Origin of the sequence: Vibrio sp. OPT18 (genome assembly GCF_015163615.1) — a bacterium.
Taxonomy (GTDB): Bacteria; Pseudomonadota; Gammaproteobacteria; order Enterobacterales; family Vibrionaceae; genus Vibrio; species Vibrio coralliirubri.
In genome coordinates this window covers 154109-171219 of sequence record NZ_JADDYK010000116.1, presented here as the reverse complement: position 1 = coordinate 171219, position 17111 = coordinate 154109, and the positions used below count along the sequence as shown (strand labels likewise).

Sequence of the window (17111 nt, the reverse complement as noted above, 5' to 3'; positions counted from 1 at the left end):
TCTCGTTTAAATTCGTCTGTATATTGTCTTTGTGATTTTACTTTCATGACACTCAATGCTCTGTATTAAGTGTCTACTTTTATGGGGTCACATCAGATACGAGTAAACGAAGAGCCAAGAGCAGGTCAAGAGCAGGTTAAACCGTAACGGGATGCTTTTAGCTCCTCCCCTTTATCACAGGTGCAGCTTGGCAGAAAATACCAACATAAGGGGAGGCTGGGAGGGGTTGGTAACACATAGTTTAACATCCCCCTCTAACTCCCCCTTTGATGAACATCACCGCTCACAAACGAACGGCATTCAAGGGGGAGAACCAAAAGATAGGCTTTCGTAGGCTCAATTTCTCTCACCTACTTTAAAGCTCTTCAAGACCCGTTCACCCGAATCTCGTTGCTGATTTTTAGATCTTTGTACCCGTTACTCGATAACCCGAAACCGCTCTTTCCCTGCTCTTCGTATCTCGCTACTCGTTACCCGTATCTATATTTTCTCGCTCTTCGCTACTCGATGACCCGCATCTCGACACTGCTCTTCCCGCTCTACTTCACGCTACTTGGTCTTTGGAACCAAGGCGAGCGAGCGTCGGTTTGGTCGAACAAGTTGTATTGCTTATTCAGCACTTGACCACCATCTCGAGTCAGCGGTTGCCATGTGAATTGTGAACGGCTTGAGCTCGGCTTAACCGTGATTAGATCGAATGGAATCGATACGTAAAAGCCTTTGGTGTAACTGCCTTCACCGTATTCTTCAGTGGTCATGTCGGTTAAGCTAACAAACGCACCGGCGATAACACCGCTCTTGAACTGTTTCGAGAAATCGATACGAGTACCAATATCTCCCGCTAAGAATTTACCCACACCGACTTTAAATAAAGTGTCACTTAAGAAATCCCACTGCGGCATGTAGTAGCCGGTAACAAATCCGGTGGTGCCTTTATCAATCACCTTGTAGTAAGCCTGATCTTTTTCATGGTATTGCAGCTCTTCATCAAACGTACCAAACCAGCTCTCTGGGTCACGCTGGCTGATGACTGTCGCGTCGGCACCAATTGCCCAGTTGCTGTTATATGGGCGGTAAAGCACTTCACCACCTACACCTGCAAACATGCTCTCTAGGTAACCACCGTAAGCTTGGGTGTAGATACCGCTGCCATAGTCTTCAAACCACGTCAGCTGCAAGCGGTCTAAACGAACAGGCTCGTCAACGTAAGAACGGAAAAGCGTTCGCACTCGTGGCGTTTGCGCTGTGCCATCTTGTGGGATTTCATAATTAAACTTGTCGTAATTGTCGATCAAGTTGATATACAAAGAACCAGACAGCTCAATGTTGTTGGTCGCCCAAAAAGACGCATTGGTGTATAAGCCTAGAGCATATAGGTAAAAATTTTCCGCTGAGCCAAAAGATTGCGCCAAGTTAGGCGCGACAGACACATCGAAACGTTCTCTGCCGTCATGATAAGCGATCGACGATTTCGATTCGACCTCACTTGGCTGTGCAGCGTCTTGAATATCCGAGTCCAAATACTGGTATGTAGCGGCTTGTTTAAATTGATTGGCATCAATAGCGGTTTGATTTAACTCGCCAGCATTACTGGTTTCAACGATCTTATAGGTGTCAATATAGTCAGGGGCATGGTTAGCAATAACCGTTGCCCCACGTTTCTGCGCGACCTCTCGATTGCGGTATTTGACCTGCTCACCTTTCACAATCAGCGTATTGTCGTCGACTAAGATCTGCGCTTGCTCATAACCCGCGACGGTCTCAAGTTCCTGGGTCAACTTGGCCAGTTCAACCTCATCCATGCTGCTTGCTTCGCTTGGTCGCAAAGTCGCCGCTTCGGTATCTCGCCACACGGAGGTTATTTGATTAAAGTTGGTGGTTAAGTCAAAGCCCATGGTTAGAGTGTCACCACGTTCATAACTGACTTTTGCCGTTGCCCAATCAGTAAAACGGTATACTGCCCCCACGTTCCAAGGGGTATGTTGCGTCATAACCGCAGCACCATTCGTTACAGGATAATCTTGTGAATAGTCATTGCTGTCGTATTCAAGCTTAAGCGTTAATGGCTTATAAGGCGTTTGATATTCTAAACCACCATAGATTGCCGCATCGCCCTTAAACCAACGCTCAAAATCAACGCTGCCACCGTTGCCTTTAGTATCTGATGGACGTTCGCAATACTTGTCGCTTGCTTTACAGAATGGATTGGTGACGTTACCACTGGTGCCCATGTAGCCCCAGCCCATACCTAACGTGACATCAAGTGGGCCAAATTGCTTGCTCGCCGCGACAAATTCGCCATCAAATAATCCTGTACCGCCAAAGTCACGCACTCCGACAGACAACTCGGGTAAATAGTAGCCTTCTTCGATTAAGCGAACTTTAAAATCGATGCCTTTGTCAGCGTGCGTGTTACAACCACTAAAATTATTAGCAGAGCAATTAGGGTCCCCAGCATTATCCCCGCTATAAAGTACATCTTGTGTTTGTGTGTAACGAATCGTGGTTTCTAACCAAGGCATCAATTGCAGGCTAACGTTATAAAAATAATATTCGTTATTGAACGATGCACTTAGGTTGAATTCACCCTCTGGAGCCATACGCGCGGTAGGCATTTGCATTAAGCCCACACCCCCAAAATCCGATTGAGAGTGTTTTAGCGTTGGCGTACTAAAGCCAGAAACCTCGACTTGAGAAGGTAGCTCTTGCGTGGTGGCAGAAAGGTATTGCGCATTAACAGCAAAACTGCTGACAGCCAGTAAGGTACCCGTAATCGAACTTGCGAGCAGGGTTAATGGAAATGATTGAGTAGCCGACATTACAGATTAACCTTATGACGTAGAAGTTCGACAATGTCTTGATTCAAAGTGGAAAACTCAGAAGGGAGCGAATCAAAGGCGATAAAAATAATAGCACCAGGAGCAAAATAAGCAGGCTTACTGTTCCAGTAGGCATAACTGATTTCACTCACCTGCCCATCGGGTTGGATGACAAATGCCGTGCTGTTATCAGCACTATCTAGCAACTGCCCTTTTGGCAACCGCGTTAAATAGTTATCTAACTGAGCGTGTTCAACCAAAGGCAGCGTGTGAGCTTGCTTTACTGCCCCGACTACATTCACAGAGGTTGGGCGAGCGGTTAGATATAACTCAAAGTGCTGTTGTTCCGTTGATTTAGCGCTAACCCCTTGCGAAGCTGGTTTTTTTGATCCAGCAGTTGGCTTTTTTGAAACCAATAGGGGATTCTTGTCTGCCTGAGACATCACTGCATTTTGGTCTAACTCAACAAAGTAGCGTGCTTGATAATCAAAAGATTCGAGCTGCTTAATCACAGATGTTGCTTGTGGCTCTTGTGAAGAAAAATGCTTGAGCTTATCCAACACCTGTTGTTTTACCTTGTCTACCTGCGGTTGAGCATTGCGATCAAATAACTGTGCAGACAGCGGGAAGTACCCTAACGCGCCATTCGCATTGGCGTCCGTTAATACTTGTTCTAAGCGCGTAGGTTGCGAATATTGCAGCGAGATACCTTGTACCGGTAACTCGACCGTAAGCACTGGAACTTGGCTTTGAGCCATGACAAGCGGTGGCACTAGAACGCTACAAACCGTAAGTACTGCTGTGTACCCTAGTTTTTTTAAATAATTCATTTTATTCACTCACCACTTTATTCTTTAATTTGATCGGGCTTTGACTTATTCGTTTGATAAGGCTTTAGCAAGGTCAGCTCTAAACGGGTCATCTCAGGACCAAGGTATTGAACCGTTTTGACGACTTGTCCCTTTTTGTTTACCCAATACAGATTCTCAATATCTTGCCCTAGGGCTGGGTAACGGATCTGCTCTACAAACTTGCGCGTTGCAATGTTCGCAATCGGGGTTTGTACGGTTTCTTCATTAAGGTATGTTCGAACGATGTTTGCACTGTAGCCAAATCGGTAATCGGGTTGCCAATCGTAGGCAGCTTGCCACTCTTGAGCCTTGGGCGTTGCCGACAAATCAAAACTCGGTACTAATGCATTGGCCGGTTTAACGGTTAAACCAGATAGATTTTCATAAGGCAATAATAAGGTTTGAACCACTCGTCCATTTTCCGTCACGATCATGGCTTTGTCTGATGACATCCATTTGAGTTGCTCAGCCCCGGTTACAGGGTTTTGACCAACAAAAGCCAACACCATGAAAATCTTACCTTGGTCGTTAATTTCGGCATAGATACTGGCGTAAGGCAGATCTTGAATATATTCGGCCGTGGTACTGACGTCGGCATCACCAAAGAGAGCTTCATTGAATGTGGAATTAAGATCTTGGAACTGTTGTGAGCAGCCAGTAACTAGCAGCCCTAAAAATACGATAAGCGGTTTGATCATGATTATTTTGCTTCCTAGCGAGGCGATTTAGGACACACTGATATAAAAAAACCATTTTATGCTTTCACATAAAATGGTTTTATACAGGCTACAACTATAAATTAGTTAGTTGTAGTTGTAGTTGTAGCGCCGCCGTCGTTAGAAGCAACAGCAACTGCTGCGCCTACTGCGACTGCTGCAGTTGTTACTGCTACTGTTGTTGCTGTACCCGCTGCTGCTGTTGATGCGCCAGCACCTGCTGCTGCACCTTCTGCTGCTGCAAAAACACCGCCAGAGAAGCTAACAGCTAGTGCTGCTGCTAAAGCCATTTTTTTCATAATGATTCCCATTAATATAAACGTTTATATGCTGAGGTTAAGAATGTCCTCAACTGATTGTTCAGCTTAAACAATCAATTGATAATATTAGTGAATAAATGTGTTCAAGTAAATGCATAATTTGTAGACAGAAATCATTTTACATCTCACCTGTCATCACAACCCTATGCTTCCTCTGTATTCTCCTACTCTTTCTAGCTATACTCCTACCCTATAATTTTTCGCCCAATAACGAATAAGAGTTCAAGATATGCAAGAGTTAGTGCCATTTGTTCAAGAGAATATGATTTTAGCCATCGTATGGATCGGCTTGGTTGTTGCCATCATTGCGAACGTTATCAAGACATCAAACGCAGCCTACAAAGAGATCACGGCAGCGCAAACCACACACATGATTAACCGTGAAAACGGCATTGTGGTTGATATTCGTACTAAGGATGAGTTCAAAAAGGGCCATATTACGGACGCAGTTCACATTTTGCCGTCAGACATCAAAGCAAATAGCTTTGGTAGCCTTGAAAGCCACAAAGCAGACCCAATCATCGTAGTATGCAAGACAGGTCAAACCGCTCAAGAAAGCGCTAACCTACTGGTTAAAGCAGGTTTCGAAAACGTAAGCGTACTGAAAAGCGGCTTAGTGGCTTGGAGCGAAGCTAACCTTCCTTTAGTTAAAGGCAAGAAGTAGTTAAAGGTAAGAAATAGGTTAAAGGCAAGAAGCGGCTGACCGATAAACTAACTTTCAGGCTCTGTTCAATAAATACAATGAACAGAGTCTAATTTAAAATTTTTAAGGACAAGAAAATGGCTGAAGCAGCACAACAAGACGCACAACAAAACTTCGCAATCCAACGTATCTTCCTAAAAGACGTATCTTTCGAAGCGCCAAACTCTCCAGACATGTTTCAAAAAGAGTGGAACCCAGATGTAAAACTGGATCTAGACACTCAAAGCCGTGAACTTGGCGAAGGCGTTTACGAAGTCATCCTACGCCTAACGGTTACGGTTAAGAACGCAGAAGACACTGCATTCCTTTGTGAAGTTCAACAAGGCGGTATCTTCTCTGCAAGCGAAATGGAAGCTGGCCAACTGGCTCATTGCCTAGGTGCATTCTGCCCGAACATCCTGTTCCCATACGCTCGTGAAACGATTTCTAGCCTAGTGGTTAAAGGTACGTTCCCACAACTGAACCTAGCGCCAGTAAACTTTGATGCTTTGTTCATGAACTACCTACAAAACCAAGCTCAGCAAGCTGAAGGCGAACAGGCTTAAGTCTCAAAGTAGAACTTAACTCTAACGATTCAAGCGCTAGTTCGCTTTTAAATGCACATCGCAACTTCTGCGATGTGCATTTTTTCTTTACACTGTACTAAAGTTGAAAGCTCTTCTTATTTTGGTGGAAAGCTTTTCCAGCATTCTTTCTTCGATTTCCCTCATTATTTTTAGGTGGAAGCATGACAGACACAACTCACCCGACCAACACGACAGACGCTTACGGTAAAGACAGCGCTTACGGCAAAGAGATCGCCATGACTGTTATTGGTGCAGGTTCTTACGGAACCTCTTTAGCTATCTCTCTAGCGCGTAACGGTGCAAACGTTGTTCTTTGGGGACATGACCCTGTTCATATGAATCGCCTTGAATCAGAGCGTGCGAACAATGAGTTTCTACCAAATATAGAATTCCCAGAAAGTCTGATCATTGAATCTGACTTAGAAAAAGCCGTGACTTCAAGCCGAGACCTTTTGCTTGTCGTCCCAAGCCACGTATTTGGCGTTGTGCTTAACAGCGTTAAACCTTACTTAGCCTCAGACTCTCGCATCTGCTGGGCGACCAAAGGCTTAGAGCCAGAAACAGGCCGCCTGCTTAAAGATGTCGCGCACGATGTGCTGGGTGATGGTTACTCGTTAGCGGTTCTATCAGGGCCGACCTTCGCCAAAGAGTTAGCGATGGGCATGCCAACGGCTATCTCTGTAGCTTCACCTGATGAAGTATTCTTAGAAGAGCTTCAAGAAAAAATTCACTGCGGTAAAACATTCCGCGTGTACGCAAACTCAGATTTCATTGGTATGCAGCTTGGCGGCGCAGTGAAGAATGTTATCGCAATTGGCGCAGGCATGTCGGATGGTATTGGCTTTGGTGCTAATGCTCGTACCGCACTCATCACTCGCGGCTTGGCAGAAATGAGCCGATTAGGTGCAGCTCTTGGCGCGCAACCAGAAACCTTCATGGGCATGGCAGGGTTGGGTGACTTAGTACTAACCTGTACTGATAACCAATCACGCAACCGCCGCTTTGGTTTGGCACTTGGCGCAGGCAAAGATGTCGATACCGCACAAGAAGAAATTGGCCAAGTCGTTGAAGGTTATCGCAACACCAAAGAGGTTTGGTTATTATCAGAACGTATGGGCGTCGAGATGCCAATCGTTGAACAAATTTATCAAGTACTGTATCAAGGGAAAGATGCCCACTTAGCAGCACAAGATCTGCTTGCACGAGACAAGAAGTCAGAAAGATAACAAGAGCAGATACGAGATTCGGATAAACGAGATGCGAAAAGAGTAAGAGCAGATTGAGCGCTTAAAGAAGGCTGCTTTTCGTTATCCGTATCTCTCATCTCGTCACTCGTACCTGCCCCTTAAAAAATAATGGATGGTAAAATGAAACACTGTGAACAACAAAAAGTTTGGCAATGCATTGTGAAGGAAGCTCGACAGCAGTCAGAGCAAGAGCCTATGCTTGCGAGTTTTTATCATGCCACGATCATCAACCATGAAAGTTTAGGCGCAGCCCTTAGCTACATCCTAGCAAACAAGCTAAAAACAGCTTCAATGCCAGCAATGGCAGTGCGTGAAGTGGTTGAACAAGCATTCAAGCAGGACCAATCGATTATTGATGCTGCCGCTTGTGATATTTGCGCGACAGTAAATCGAGATCCTGCTGTCGAGATGTACTCGATGCCTCTGCTTTATCTAAAAGGCTACCACGCCCTTCAAGGTTACCGAGTGGCTAACTGGCTCTGGAAGCAAGGTCGAATTGCGCTTGCCACTTACCTACAGAATCAGATTTCGGTTGCTTGCCAAGTGGATATTCACCCAGCAGCTCGTATCGGTAAAGCGATCATGCTCGACCACGCCACCGGTATCGTGATTGGTGAAACAGCCGTCGTTGAAAATGATGTATCGATCCTTCAAGACGTTACTTTAGGTGGTACGGGGAAAGAAGGTGGCGATCGTCACCCTAAAATCCGCGAAGGCGTAATGATTGGTGCTGGCGCTAAAATACTCGGCAATATTGAAGTGGGCGAAGGCGCGAAAATTGGTTCTTGCTCTGTGGTTCTACAAGCCGTACCGCCTCATACAACAGTCGCAGGGGTTCCTGCAAAAGTTGTCGGAAAGCCTAAAACAGACAAGCCATCTTTAGATATGGATCAAGGGTTTAACGGTCGCTCTCAGAACTTCATCCATGGTGATGGGATTTAGGAGCAGATTCGGGATTCGAGTAACCGAGATGCGAAGAACTTAAAAGCCGATGCGGGATTCGATTCAGCGAAATTCGAAAAATTAAGAGCAGATGAATACAACTAAATGACGATAATGATGAAACAAATTCGAGCCATTAGCCGGACTCTTCTGATATCTACCAGCCTTTGCGCTGCTCTTCTATCTACATCGTCATTTGCCGCCTCTCAGGGAGAACTGAAAGGCGTATCGAGTGAAATATCTCGCCAACAAAAAAACCTGTCCTCACAACAGAAAAAGCTCGATAGCCTACAGGCAAACCTCAAGAAACAAGAGCTATCCATCGCTTCGCTTGAAAAAGCAATCCTTGATAGCAAAGCGCAACTCAATACAGCTAATGCGAATATCACTAACTTAGACACCAAGATTAAAGCGCTTACTACTCAGAAAAAAGTCCATACCGATAAGTTAGAGCAACTGATTCAGACTTACTACATGACAAGTCGAGCCAAAGCGTCTTCTCACATCCTCAACACAGGTGTGGAAGAAGATCGTATCAGTCACTATTACCAACACCTTGCCAAAGCTCGCTCCGCAACAATCAAAACGATTGAACAGACGCAACTTGAATTAGAAGAAAGCCATAAACAGCGTCAACTTGAGCAAGGACAGATAGCAACACTGCTAAAACAACAAACCACCAAGCGCGATACGTTAGCCAAAACCCAAACCCAACGTAAGAAAACCGTTGGTAGCATCAAGAAAAACATCTCGGGTGACAAGAATTACCTAGCAGAACTTCAGCGAAATGAGACTCGCCTTAAAGCTGAAATAGCGAAAGCGGAGAAAGCGGCTCGCGAAAGACGTAACGCCGTTCCTATGGATGGTTTAGCTAAACGCAAAGGCAAACTACCTTGGCCGATCAAAGACAAAGTTCTACATAGCTATGGTTCAAGTCAAACTGGTCAAGTTAACTGGAAAGGCATGGTGATCAATGCCAAGTACGGTCAGCAGGTTAAATCGGTTTACTCTGGCACTGTGGTATTTGCCGAGTATCTGCGTGGCTATGGTTTAGTGGTTCTTCTCGATCATGGTAAAGGTGATATGACACTCTATGGCTTTAACCAAGCACTTTTAAAGAAAGAAGGTGACAAGGTTAAAGCGGGCGAAGCCATCGCGCTTGCAGGTGACACTGGCGGCCAAACTCGCCCATCACTGTACTTTGAAATTCGCAGAAACAGCCAAGCTCAAAACCCGAAGAGTTGGTTGGTTAGGTAAGAGCAGATACGTGATTCGAGTAACCGAGATGCGAAGAGCATAAGAACAGATACGGGATGCGAGTGAACGAGATGCGAAGAGCATAAGAACAGATACGGGATGCGAGTGAACGAGATGCGAAGAGCTTAAAAGCCGATACAAGGTTAGAGTAAACGTGACATAAAAACACTAGCCTCGTCGTCGAACTACCTTGCTTTTCGTTTACTCGTATCCCGTTACTCGAATCTGCTCTTTCCCGATCTTCGTTACCCGTATCTAGCTTGTTCGTACCTTTCTACTTTGAGTTCAACGCCTTCACACCATCTTCCAGCAATGTCAGCTGTTCAAAACCTTGAGTTGTTGCAATCGGTTTAACGGTCGCGATCATCTGCAACATTCCTTGATGTACCACTTGCTCAGTAATTTGGGCTTTTGGAGACATCGCCGATTGATAAGCTAACCAACCCGATGCGATCAAGTGAAGAGAAGTGACCATAGACTTCATTTCCGTATCCGTTGCTTTGAGCAAGTTCAACTCAACAAAGGCTCTCATAATGTCGACAAGATTAGTTTGCAGCTTTTCTTGTACAGCCATGTAATCAAGATGGAGTTTTTCATCACGTGACAATATTTCAGGTAGGTTCGCATAGAAGAATCGGTACTTCCACATCAGCGTGAAGATAGAATCTAAGTAGCTCTTTAGTAGCGTCAGGCTTTCTTGCTGTCCTTGAATTGGTGTGAATCTTTCAAGTAATTCTGTCGAATAGAGAGTAAAGATATCACGGACAATTTCTTGTTTGTTGCGGAAGTGGTAGTAGAGGTTGCCAGGGCTAATCTCAATATGTTCAGCAATATGATTGGTCGTAATACTGCGCTCGCCGTGCTCATTAAAAAGCTCTAGTGCAGCGTAAACAATCTTGTCACGTGTTTTCATTAGTAATTAGTATCCCTATCCGTTTAGTGACTCAGTATATCGCCACTAAACGGATAGATCGAGCTGTTAACATCTGGTCGAATTAGCAAGCGCTAAAACTAACCTTCTATCAATCACGCTGTAATCAATCACTGCCAAACAGATCTCGTGTGTATACCTTATCTGCAACATCTGATATTTCATCGACCATTCTGTTGGATACAATCACATCCGATACAGCTTTGAACTCTTCGAGATCAGAATAAACCTTCGAGTTAAAGAAGTGCTCTTCTTCTAACACAGGTTCGAATACGACCACCTCAATACCTTTGGCTTTCAAACGCTTCATGATGCCTTGAATCGAAGAAGCGCGGAAGTTGTCTGAACCGGCCTTCATGATCAAACGATAAATACCTACAATTTTAGGTGAGCGTTTGATAATTGAATCCGCGATGAAATCTTTGCGAGTGCGGTTAGCGTCAACAATAGCACCTACAATGTTGTTAGGTACATCTTGATAGTTAGCTAATAGCTGTTTGGTGTCTTTCGGTAAGCAGTAACCACCGTAACCAAATGAAGGGTTGTTATAGTGATTGCCAATTCGAGGGTCTAAACCAACACCTTCAATGATCTGACGAGAATCCAAACCGTGAGCTTCTGCATAAGAGTCAAGTTCATTGAAGTAAGAAACACGCATCGCTAGGTAGGTATTTGAGAATAGTTTTACTGCTTCCGCTTCTGTGGAGTTAGTAAATAGCACGTCGATATTCTCTTTTTCTGCGCCTTCAACCAGCAGATTCGCAAACACTTTAGCGCGTTCAGAACACTCACCAACGATAATACGTGATGGGTGTAGGTTATCGTACAGGGCTTTGCCTTCGCGTAAAAACTCAGGTGAGAACATAACGTTTTCACAGTTCAGTTCTTGCTTAACACGCTCAGTATAACCAACAGGGACCGTTGATTTGATCACCATGACGGCACTCGGGTTAACCATCATTACGTCACGAATCACCGACTCTACAGAACTGGTATTAAAGTAGTTCGTTTTAGGATCATAGTCGGTTGGCGTAGCGATGATAACGAAATCTGCATCTTGATACGCTTGCTTATCGGTTGTGGCTTGAAAACTCAAAGCACGATTAGCCAAAAACTCTTCAATCTCTACATCCATAATTGGCGATTGTTTGTTGTTCAACATCGATACCTTTTCTTCAACGATATCAACAGCAACAACATCATGATTCTGCGCCAACAACATCGCATTGGATAAACCTACATAACCGGTACCCGCAACTGCAATTTTCATGATAATACCTATAATTTCGAGTGCTTACTGCGCACTTATTTAATACTAATCTGCTCATATCATACTCCGCTTAAGGAATTATTCCACTAGCCCGTCTTTGCCATTCCTTGCTATACTCGCGGTAGTTTTATATTCAAAAGAGTAGGGAAAATATGATTATCGTAACTGGTGGTGCTGGCATGATCGGCAGCAATATTGTGAAAGCACTCAATGACGCAGGCCACAACGATATTCTAGTTGTCGACAACCTCAAGAACGGTAAAAAGTTCAAGAACCTTGTAGACCTAGACATCACTGACTACATGGATCGCGACGACTTCCTAACTCAAGTTATGGCTGGCGATGATTTCGGCCCTATTGAAGCTATTTTCCATGAAGGTGCGTGCTCTGCTACCACGGAGTGGGATGGCAAGTACATGATGCTCAACAATTATGAGTACTCAAAAGAGTTACTGCATTACTGTGTTGAGCGTGAAATTCCATTCCTATATGCCTCTTCTGCTGCGACTTACGGTGAGACAGAGACTTTTATCGAAGAGAAAGAGTACGAAGGCGCATTGAACGTATACGGCTACTCAAAACAGCAGTTTGATAACTACGTTCGTCGCCTAACCGCAGATGCTGCAGCGCATAACGAGACGTTACCTCAAATTACTGGTTTCCGTTACTTCAATGTTTACGGTCCACGTGAAGATCACAAAGGCAGCATGGCTTCTGTGGCCTTCCATCTAAACAACCAAATGAATGCCGGAGAGAACCCTAAACTGTTCGCAGGTAGCGAAACATTCCAACGTGATTTTGTGTATGTCGGTGATGTTGCAGCAGTAAACCTATGGTTCTTAGAAAATGGTGTTTCTGGCATCTTTAACCTAGGCACCGGCAATGCTGAGTCTTTTCAAGAAGTTGCCAAGGCAGTCATCAAGCATCACGGTAAAGGTGAAATCGAAACGATTCCTTTCCCTGAGCATTTGAAAGGCGCTTACCAAGAATTTACTCAAGCTGATCTTACAAAGCTTCGAGCAGCTGGCTGTGATGTGGTATTTAAAACCGTAGCGCAAGGCGTTGCAGAGTATATGGCACTTCAAAACAAATAAGCTTTAATACTCAGTATAGCTTTAATGCTTCATATAACTTTGATATTCAATAATAGCAGCGGTTCAGACAATGAACTGCTGTAGTAGTGATTATGACCCAAAGAAACGATTTTGATCCAAAAGCTTATAATCCGACATTCAACCGAAGCTTCCTAGCGCCTAAGTTTTGGGGAACTTGGTTGGGCGTGATTGTAGGTATTCCGCTTGCCCTACTGCCTCTAAAAGCTCAAAAGTGGTTGGCCAAAACAATTGCAGTCAAACTCGCCAAATCCCACAAAGGTCCCGCTCATCGCAGCAGAGTGAATTTCGAACTTTGTTTTCCCGAAAAAACATTTGAAGAACGTGAAGTATTAATTGAAAAGACACTCTTTACCGCTTCACTGTTTTTCATCCGCTTTGGTCTGTTGAGTTTAAAGCCCGCACCTTGGCTAAAAAAGCATTGTAGAATAAAGGGCTTAGACATTCTCAAAGGTCATATTGAGGCTAACGAGAACGTCATTTTGATGGTACCTCACTCTTGGGCTATCGATGTTCCAGCGATACTTCTTGCATCAATGAACATGCCCGTTTCCGCTATGGCGAAAAAGCAAAAGAATGACGTATCGGATTGGCTTATGCATAAACAGCGAGTCCAGTATGGTGGGCGTGTTTATGAACGTTCAGGTGGCATTAAACCATTCCTGAAATCGATTCGCGATGGTTACATCGGGTACTACTTACCTGACCAAGACCACGGCCCTGAGCACAGCGTCTTCGTCGACTTTTTCGCAACAAGAAAAGCGACCTTACCTGGCTTAGGTAAGATTGCAAAATTATCCAAAGCTAAAGTTCTTCCTCTTTTCGCTTCGATGAACACAGAAGATGGCTCATTTGATATCGAAATTTTGCCTGCATTTGAACTCGATAAAGGTGAAGAGCAAGATGCAAGAACAAGCAATCAAGCCATTGAGTACTTTGTGAAAAATAAGCCTGAACAATACATGTGGGTGCTACAACTGCTGCATTCACAAGAAGATGGTAATAACTACTACAACATCTTCAAACCAAGATACCAAACAGACTGGCGCATTAAGTAATGGAAAAGATTCTAATTATTGGCCCTTCATGGGTTGGCGACATGGTTATGTCTCAATCACTCTATATTGTATTGAAGAAGCTTCACCCTGAAAGCCAGATAGATGTGATTGCTCCTGGGTGGTGTAAACCAATCCTTGAACGTATGCCAGAAATACACCAAGCAATTGAGATGCCTATTGGCCATGGTGCATTTAATTTATTGGGTCGTCGAGAGATAGGTAAATCTTTGCGCGCAAACCAATATGACCACGCCTATATTTTACCGAAGTCTGCTAAGTCCGCCCTTATCCCTTGGTTTGCCAATATCCCACTGCGCACAGGTTGGAAAGGTGAGATGCGCTATGGCCTATTAAACGACCTGCGCCCAAATATGAAGTCATTTCAATTCATGGTTGAGCGCTATGTTGCCCTAGCCTACACCGAAAAAGAGATGATTGACTCTTCATCATTGGGTGGCCTAGATACTCTTCCTCACCCTCAATTATTCATTAATGAAACGGAACAAACAGCAACCATTGCCAAGTTTAACCTAGAGAATGACAGCTCAATTATTGGCTTATGTCCAGGTGCTGAGTTCGGCCCAGCCAAAAAATGGCCGGAAGAGCACTACGCAGAGGTTGCTACCAACATGAGCCAAGCGGGCAAACAAATATGGCTATTTGGCTCTCAAAAAGACTTGGAAACTTGTAACAACATCAGAGCATTAGTACCTAAAGAGCTGCAACATCGTATTCATGTTTTAGCTGGCCAAACAAGCTTAATTGAAGCTGTTGATTTACTGGGTGCGTGCGACACCGTGGTTGCCAACGATTCCGGTTTAATGCACGTCGCTGCTGCAGTCGGTTGTAATGTCGTTGCGGTATATGGTTCAACATCACCTAAATACACCCCGCCGTTAGCTGAGAAAGTCGAAATCGTTCATACTGACATCGATTGCCGCCCTTGTTTCAAGCGCGAGTGTGAATTCAAGCACCTGAAATGCCTTACTGAGCTATCTCCTAAGCAAGTGCTCGATAGCATTCAAAAACTGGAAGCCATTTCGGTCAGCGCATGCTAATCCGCATTCTTTATACAGCTGTGCTAACACTAGCAGCACCAATCTTGCTATTTGGCTTATATAAAAATAAACCCAATAAGCCTAAGTTTGGTGCTCGCTGGAAAGAGCATTTTGGTTTCACTCCAAAGTTAGTCAGTGACCTATCTCCCATCTGGATTCATGCGGTCTCTGTTGGTGAAAGCATTGCCGCTGTACCTCTGATTAAAGAACTAAAGAAACAAGCCCCTAATCAACCCATTTTGGTCACCACAACCACAAGTACCGGGGCTGAGCAAATCGAAAAGCTCGGCGATCTTGTTGAACACCGTTACATGCCTATCGACTTTAGCTTTGCTGTTAAAGGTTTCCTAAAAGCGATAAAACCAACACAGATGCTGATTATCGAAACCGAGCTTTGGCCAAATACGCTTAACGTGGTCCATAACGCAAGAATTCCAATTACCGTCGTTAATGCTCGTCTATCAGAAAAGTCATGTAACAACTATGCCAAGGTTCAACCGCTATTTAATTTGCTGCACCCCTGTCTAACCAAAATACTTTGCCAAACTGAATCTGACGCTGCTCGTTTTAAGCGTTTAGGCGTAGATAACAATAAACTAACGGTCACAGGATCGATTAAGTTTGATATTCAAATTTCAGACGAAGTAAGAGCAAAAGGCAAAGCACTCAGGGCTGAGCTTGGTACAACCCGTCCTGTATGGATAGCGGCCAGCACTCATAAGGGTGAAGATGAACAGGTGTTGGATGCCCATCAGAAGGTTCTAGAGGCACACCCAAATGCACTTCTTATTATAGTTCCTCGCCACCCAGAGCGATTTGATGATGTATTTGAGCTATGTCAAAAGCTAGGCTTTGAAGCAGTTAGGCGTACAAGCCGAACAGAAGTAACAGCATCGGCCCAAGTTTATCTTGGCGATACGATGGGTGAAATGTTGATACTAATTGGGGCTGCCAATATCTGCTTTATGGGCGGAAGCTTAGTGGGTGATAAAGTGGGTGGGCATAATGTGTTAGAGCCCGCAGCTCTGGATGTTCCGATCATCAATGGCCCGAGTTATTTTAATTTCAAAGAGATTACTGAAAGGTTGTTAGCTTCAAGAGGCATATTGATTTGTGAAGGTAATATGTTGGGATCCAAGGTCATCCAATTACTCGAAGATGAGCATTATGCCACTAACATGGCTAACCAAGCCCACTCTGTTTTTCAAAGAAACAAAGGCTCTTTGGAGCGTTCAATTCAATATTCTGAATTAGGTTAATGAACAAGGTCTTTTATGAACGTATTTCTCGTTACATCCCCATTCCAATATATCTGTGCAAATGAAGCTAGAGATGCTTATCAAACCAACAACAATCTCTTGGTGTTAGTTCAGCAAGACACCGAAACAGGTAAACAGCACCTAGCTCAACTGTATGACGAAAATAAATGGGATCATATCATTGAAGTTGGTCGCTCAAATCGTACTTTTGTTATCCCACGTATTCTTAAAGAAGTGAAAAAGCTAACAAATGGAGAATCGATTGAGCATTTCTTTTTCTCTGAATATACATCTTGGCGTACTCGTATGTTCCAAAGAAATCTGCCCGCAAAAAAGCTGGTATTCATTGATGACGGAATGGGGAATCTATACGAATACTTCAAATATATTAAAGACAAAAGAACATTTAGCCGATCACGCTTTCTACAAGATTTCTTGATTCAGCTTCAGGGGTGCAAAAAAATTGGTACGATACCTTATGCTGAAAACTTCGAGATGTTCTCTATTTTCGATATTGAGAATCCAGTGTGTCCTCTAACACTCAATACGCTCAAGTCTATTAGAAAAAATATAGGGGCTTCAAATTGCTATGACCCAAAAGCACCGATAGCTTTTATCGGAGAGGGCGCTATTGGTGATAAGAATCAACCAAGCCTCAAAACGTATATCGAAAGACTAAAAAAAGTGGTTTCTGAGGAAAGTTTACCAATAATCTACTTTCCCCATAGAACCGAATCTGCCGAAGTCACCAATGCTGTTATAGAACTTCCAAACCTAACTTATCATCACAGCAAGTCACCTATTGAGCTCGAGTTAGCCAATCAAAAAATAAAGATCTCATCAATTATGGGCGTTACATCAACAGCACTGTATACGCTGTCTCTACTTTACAAAGAAATACCTATTGCAACACACAAATATGAAACTCATGTTGGAAATGAAATGATTACATTCTTAGATAATCATTTTGAAAAGCGCGCTCAACGGTTTAACGTTTAAACA

The 17111-nt window shown here is 43.9% G+C and carries 16 protein-coding genes; 10 read left to right on the top strand and 6 right to left on the bottom strand.

Translation table 11 applies throughout. The features are described from left to right. Nucleotides 1-539: 539 nt before the first annotated feature. The 4 genes from IQQ51_RS26500 to yjbE form a co-directional block, all read right to left on the bottom strand. The gene (locus tag IQQ51_RS26500; protein ID WP_193842561.1) at nt 540-2819 is read right to left on the bottom strand and encodes a YjbH domain-containing protein; all 2280 of its coding nucleotides are present in this window, start codon (nt 2817-2819) and stop codon (nt 540-542) included. Continuing rightward, nucleotides 2819-3649, bottom strand: a complete 831-nt coding sequence (locus tag IQQ51_RS26495; protein WP_193842560.1) for a capsule biosynthesis GfcC family protein — start codon at nt 3647-3649, stop codon at nt 2819-2821. The genes IQQ51_RS26500 and IQQ51_RS26495 overlap by 1 nt, the downstream gene beginning before the upstream one ends. A 17-nt stretch (nt 3650-3666) precedes the next feature. Further along, nucleotides 3667-4368: a YjbF family lipoprotein gene (locus IQQ51_RS26490; protein WP_193842559.1), complete on the bottom strand. Its 702-nt coding sequence runs from the start codon at nt 4366-4368 to the stop codon at nt 3667-3669. A gap of 101 nt (nt 4369-4469) precedes the next feature. Next, the gene (gene yjbE / locus IQQ51_RS26485; RefSeq protein WP_102297165.1) at nt 4470-4685 is read right to left on the bottom strand and encodes an exopolysaccharide production protein YjbE; all 216 of its coding nucleotides are present in this window, start codon (nt 4683-4685) and stop codon (nt 4470-4472) included. Nucleotides 4686-4935: 250 nt separating this feature from the next. Here yjbE and IQQ51_RS26480 point away from each other — a divergent pair, with 250 nt between their 5' ends. The 5 genes from IQQ51_RS26480 (at nt 4936) to IQQ51_RS26460 (ending at nt 9421) form a co-directional block, all read left to right on the top strand. Then, nucleotides 4936-5370: a rhodanese-like domain-containing protein gene (locus IQQ51_RS26480; protein ID WP_012603060.1), complete on the top strand. Its 435-nt coding sequence runs from the start codon at nt 4936-4938 to the stop codon at nt 5368-5370. 116 nt (nt 5371-5486) lie between these two features. After that, a complete protein-coding gene (gene secB / locus IQQ51_RS26475) occupies nt 5487-5954 on the top strand; it encodes a protein-export chaperone SecB (RefSeq protein WP_009847959.1) in 468 nt (155 codons plus the stop codon). 182 nt (nt 5955-6136) lie between these two features. Further along, entirely contained in the window at nt 6137-7201 is a 1065-nt protein-coding gene (gene gpsA / locus IQQ51_RS26470) for an NAD(P)H-dependent glycerol-3-phosphate dehydrogenase (protein ID WP_193842558.1), read from the top strand. Between the two features lie 141 nt (nt 7202-7342). Continuing rightward, nucleotides 7343-8164, top strand: coding sequence for a serine O-acetyltransferase (gene cysE, locus IQQ51_RS26465; protein WP_029223315.1), 822 nt, complete (start codon nt 7343-7345; stop codon nt 8162-8164). 105 nt (nt 8165-8269) lie between these two features. Beyond that, complete coding sequence (locus IQQ51_RS26460; RefSeq protein WP_193842557.1) at nt 8270-9421, top strand: murein hydrolase activator EnvC family protein; 1152 nt, start codon at nt 8270-8272, stop codon at nt 9419-9421. 274 nt (nt 9422-9695) lie between these two features. On the opposite strand, the gene IQQ51_RS26455 is transcribed toward IQQ51_RS26460, so the two are convergent. Further along, on the bottom strand, nt 9696-10334 hold the full coding sequence (locus tag IQQ51_RS26455; RefSeq protein WP_193842556.1) for a TetR/AcrR family transcriptional regulator: 639 nt from the start codon (nt 10332-10334) through the stop codon (nt 9696-9698). 124 nt (nt 10335-10458) lie between these two features. Beyond that, nucleotides 10459-11622 carry a nucleotide sugar dehydrogenase gene (locus tag IQQ51_RS26450; protein WP_193842555.1) on the bottom strand — a complete coding sequence of 388 codons (1164 nt, stop codon included), beginning with the start codon at nt 11620-11622 and terminating at the stop codon, nt 10459-10461. Between the two features lie 152 nt (nt 11623-11774). Here IQQ51_RS26450 and rfaD point away from each other — a divergent pair, with 152 nt between their 5' ends. The 5 genes from rfaD to IQQ51_RS26425 all read left to right on the top strand — a co-directional run bounded on the left by rfaD (nt 11775) and on the right by IQQ51_RS26425 (nt 17108). Beyond that, the gene (gene rfaD / locus IQQ51_RS26445) at nt 11775-12716 is read left to right on the top strand and encodes an ADP-glyceromanno-heptose 6-epimerase (RefSeq protein ID WP_193842554.1); all 942 of its coding nucleotides are present in this window, start codon (nt 11775-11777) and stop codon (nt 12714-12716) included. A gap of 89 nt (nt 12717-12805) precedes the next feature. Next, nucleotides 12806-13792, top strand: coding sequence for a lauroyl-Kdo(2)-lipid IV(A) myristoyltransferase (gene lpxM, locus IQQ51_RS26440; RefSeq protein WP_193842566.1), 987 nt, complete (start codon nt 12806-12808; stop codon nt 13790-13792). Continuing rightward, nucleotides 13792-14850, top strand: a complete 1059-nt coding sequence (waaF, locus tag IQQ51_RS26435) for a lipopolysaccharide heptosyltransferase II (protein WP_193842553.1) — start codon at nt 13792-13794, stop codon at nt 14848-14850. The genes lpxM and waaF overlap by 1 nt, the downstream gene beginning before the upstream one ends. Continuing rightward, entirely contained in the window at nt 14844-16109 is a 1266-nt protein-coding gene (gene waaA / locus IQQ51_RS26430) for a lipid IV(A) 3-deoxy-D-manno-octulosonic acid transferase (RefSeq protein WP_193842552.1), read from the top strand. The genes waaF and waaA overlap by 7 nt, the downstream gene beginning before the upstream one ends. 15 nt (nt 16110-16124) lie before the next feature. Continuing rightward, a complete protein-coding gene (locus IQQ51_RS26425) occupies nt 16125-17108 on the top strand; it encodes a polysialyltransferase family glycosyltransferase (RefSeq protein WP_193842551.1) in 984 nt (327 codons plus the stop codon). Nucleotides 17109-17111: the final 3 nt, after the last annotated feature.

Excerpts from the sequence above, each read along its gene's own strand:
- IQQ51_RS26500 (WP_193842561.1), bottom strand. The coding sequence starts at position 2,819 with ATGTCGGCTACTCAATCATTTCCATTAACCCTGCTCGCAAGTTCGATT.
- IQQ51_RS26495 (WP_193842560.1), bottom strand. The coding sequence starts at position 3,649 with ATGAATTATTTAAAAAAACTAGGGTACACAGCAGTACTTACGGTTTGT.
- IQQ51_RS26490 (WP_193842559.1), bottom strand. The coding sequence starts at position 4,368 with ATGATCAAACCGCTTATCGTATTTTTAGGGCTGCTAGTTACTGGCTGC.
- yjbE (WP_102297165.1), bottom strand. The coding sequence starts at position 4,685 with ATGAAAAAAATGGCTTTAGCAGCAGCACTAGCTGTTAGCTTCTCTGGC.
- IQQ51_RS26480 (WP_012603060.1), top strand. The coding sequence starts at position 4,936 with ATGCAAGAGTTAGTGCCATTTGTTCAAGAGAATATGATTTTAGCCATC.
- secB (WP_009847959.1), top strand. The coding sequence starts at position 5,487 with ATGGCTGAAGCAGCACAACAAGACGCACAACAAAACTTCGCAATCCAA.
- gpsA (WP_193842558.1), top strand. The coding sequence starts at position 6,137 with ATGACAGACACAACTCACCCGACCAACACGACAGACGCTTACGGTAAA.
- cysE (WP_029223315.1), top strand. The coding sequence starts at position 7,343 with ATGAAACACTGTGAACAACAAAAAGTTTGGCAATGCATTGTGAAGGAA.
- IQQ51_RS26460 (WP_193842557.1), top strand. The coding sequence starts at position 8,270 with ATGACGATAATGATGAAACAAATTCGAGCCATTAGCCGGACTCTTCTG.
- IQQ51_RS26455 (WP_193842556.1), bottom strand. The coding sequence starts at position 10,334 with ATGAAAACACGTGACAAGATTGTTTACGCTGCACTAGAGCTTTTTAAT.
- IQQ51_RS26450 (WP_193842555.1), bottom strand. The coding sequence starts at position 11,622 with ATGAAAATTGCAGTTGCGGGTACCGGTTATGTAGGTTTATCCAATGCG.
- rfaD (WP_193842554.1), top strand. The coding sequence starts at position 11,775 with ATGATTATCGTAACTGGTGGTGCTGGCATGATCGGCAGCAATATTGTG.
- waaF (WP_193842553.1), top strand. The coding sequence starts at position 13,792 with ATGGAAAAGATTCTAATTATTGGCCCTTCATGGGTTGGCGACATGGTT.
- waaA (WP_193842552.1), top strand. The coding sequence starts at position 14,844 with ATGCTAATCCGCATTCTTTATACAGCTGTGCTAACACTAGCAGCACCA.
- IQQ51_RS26425 (WP_193842551.1), top strand. The coding sequence starts at position 16,125 with ATGAACGTATTTCTCGTTACATCCCCATTCCAATATATCTGTGCAAAT.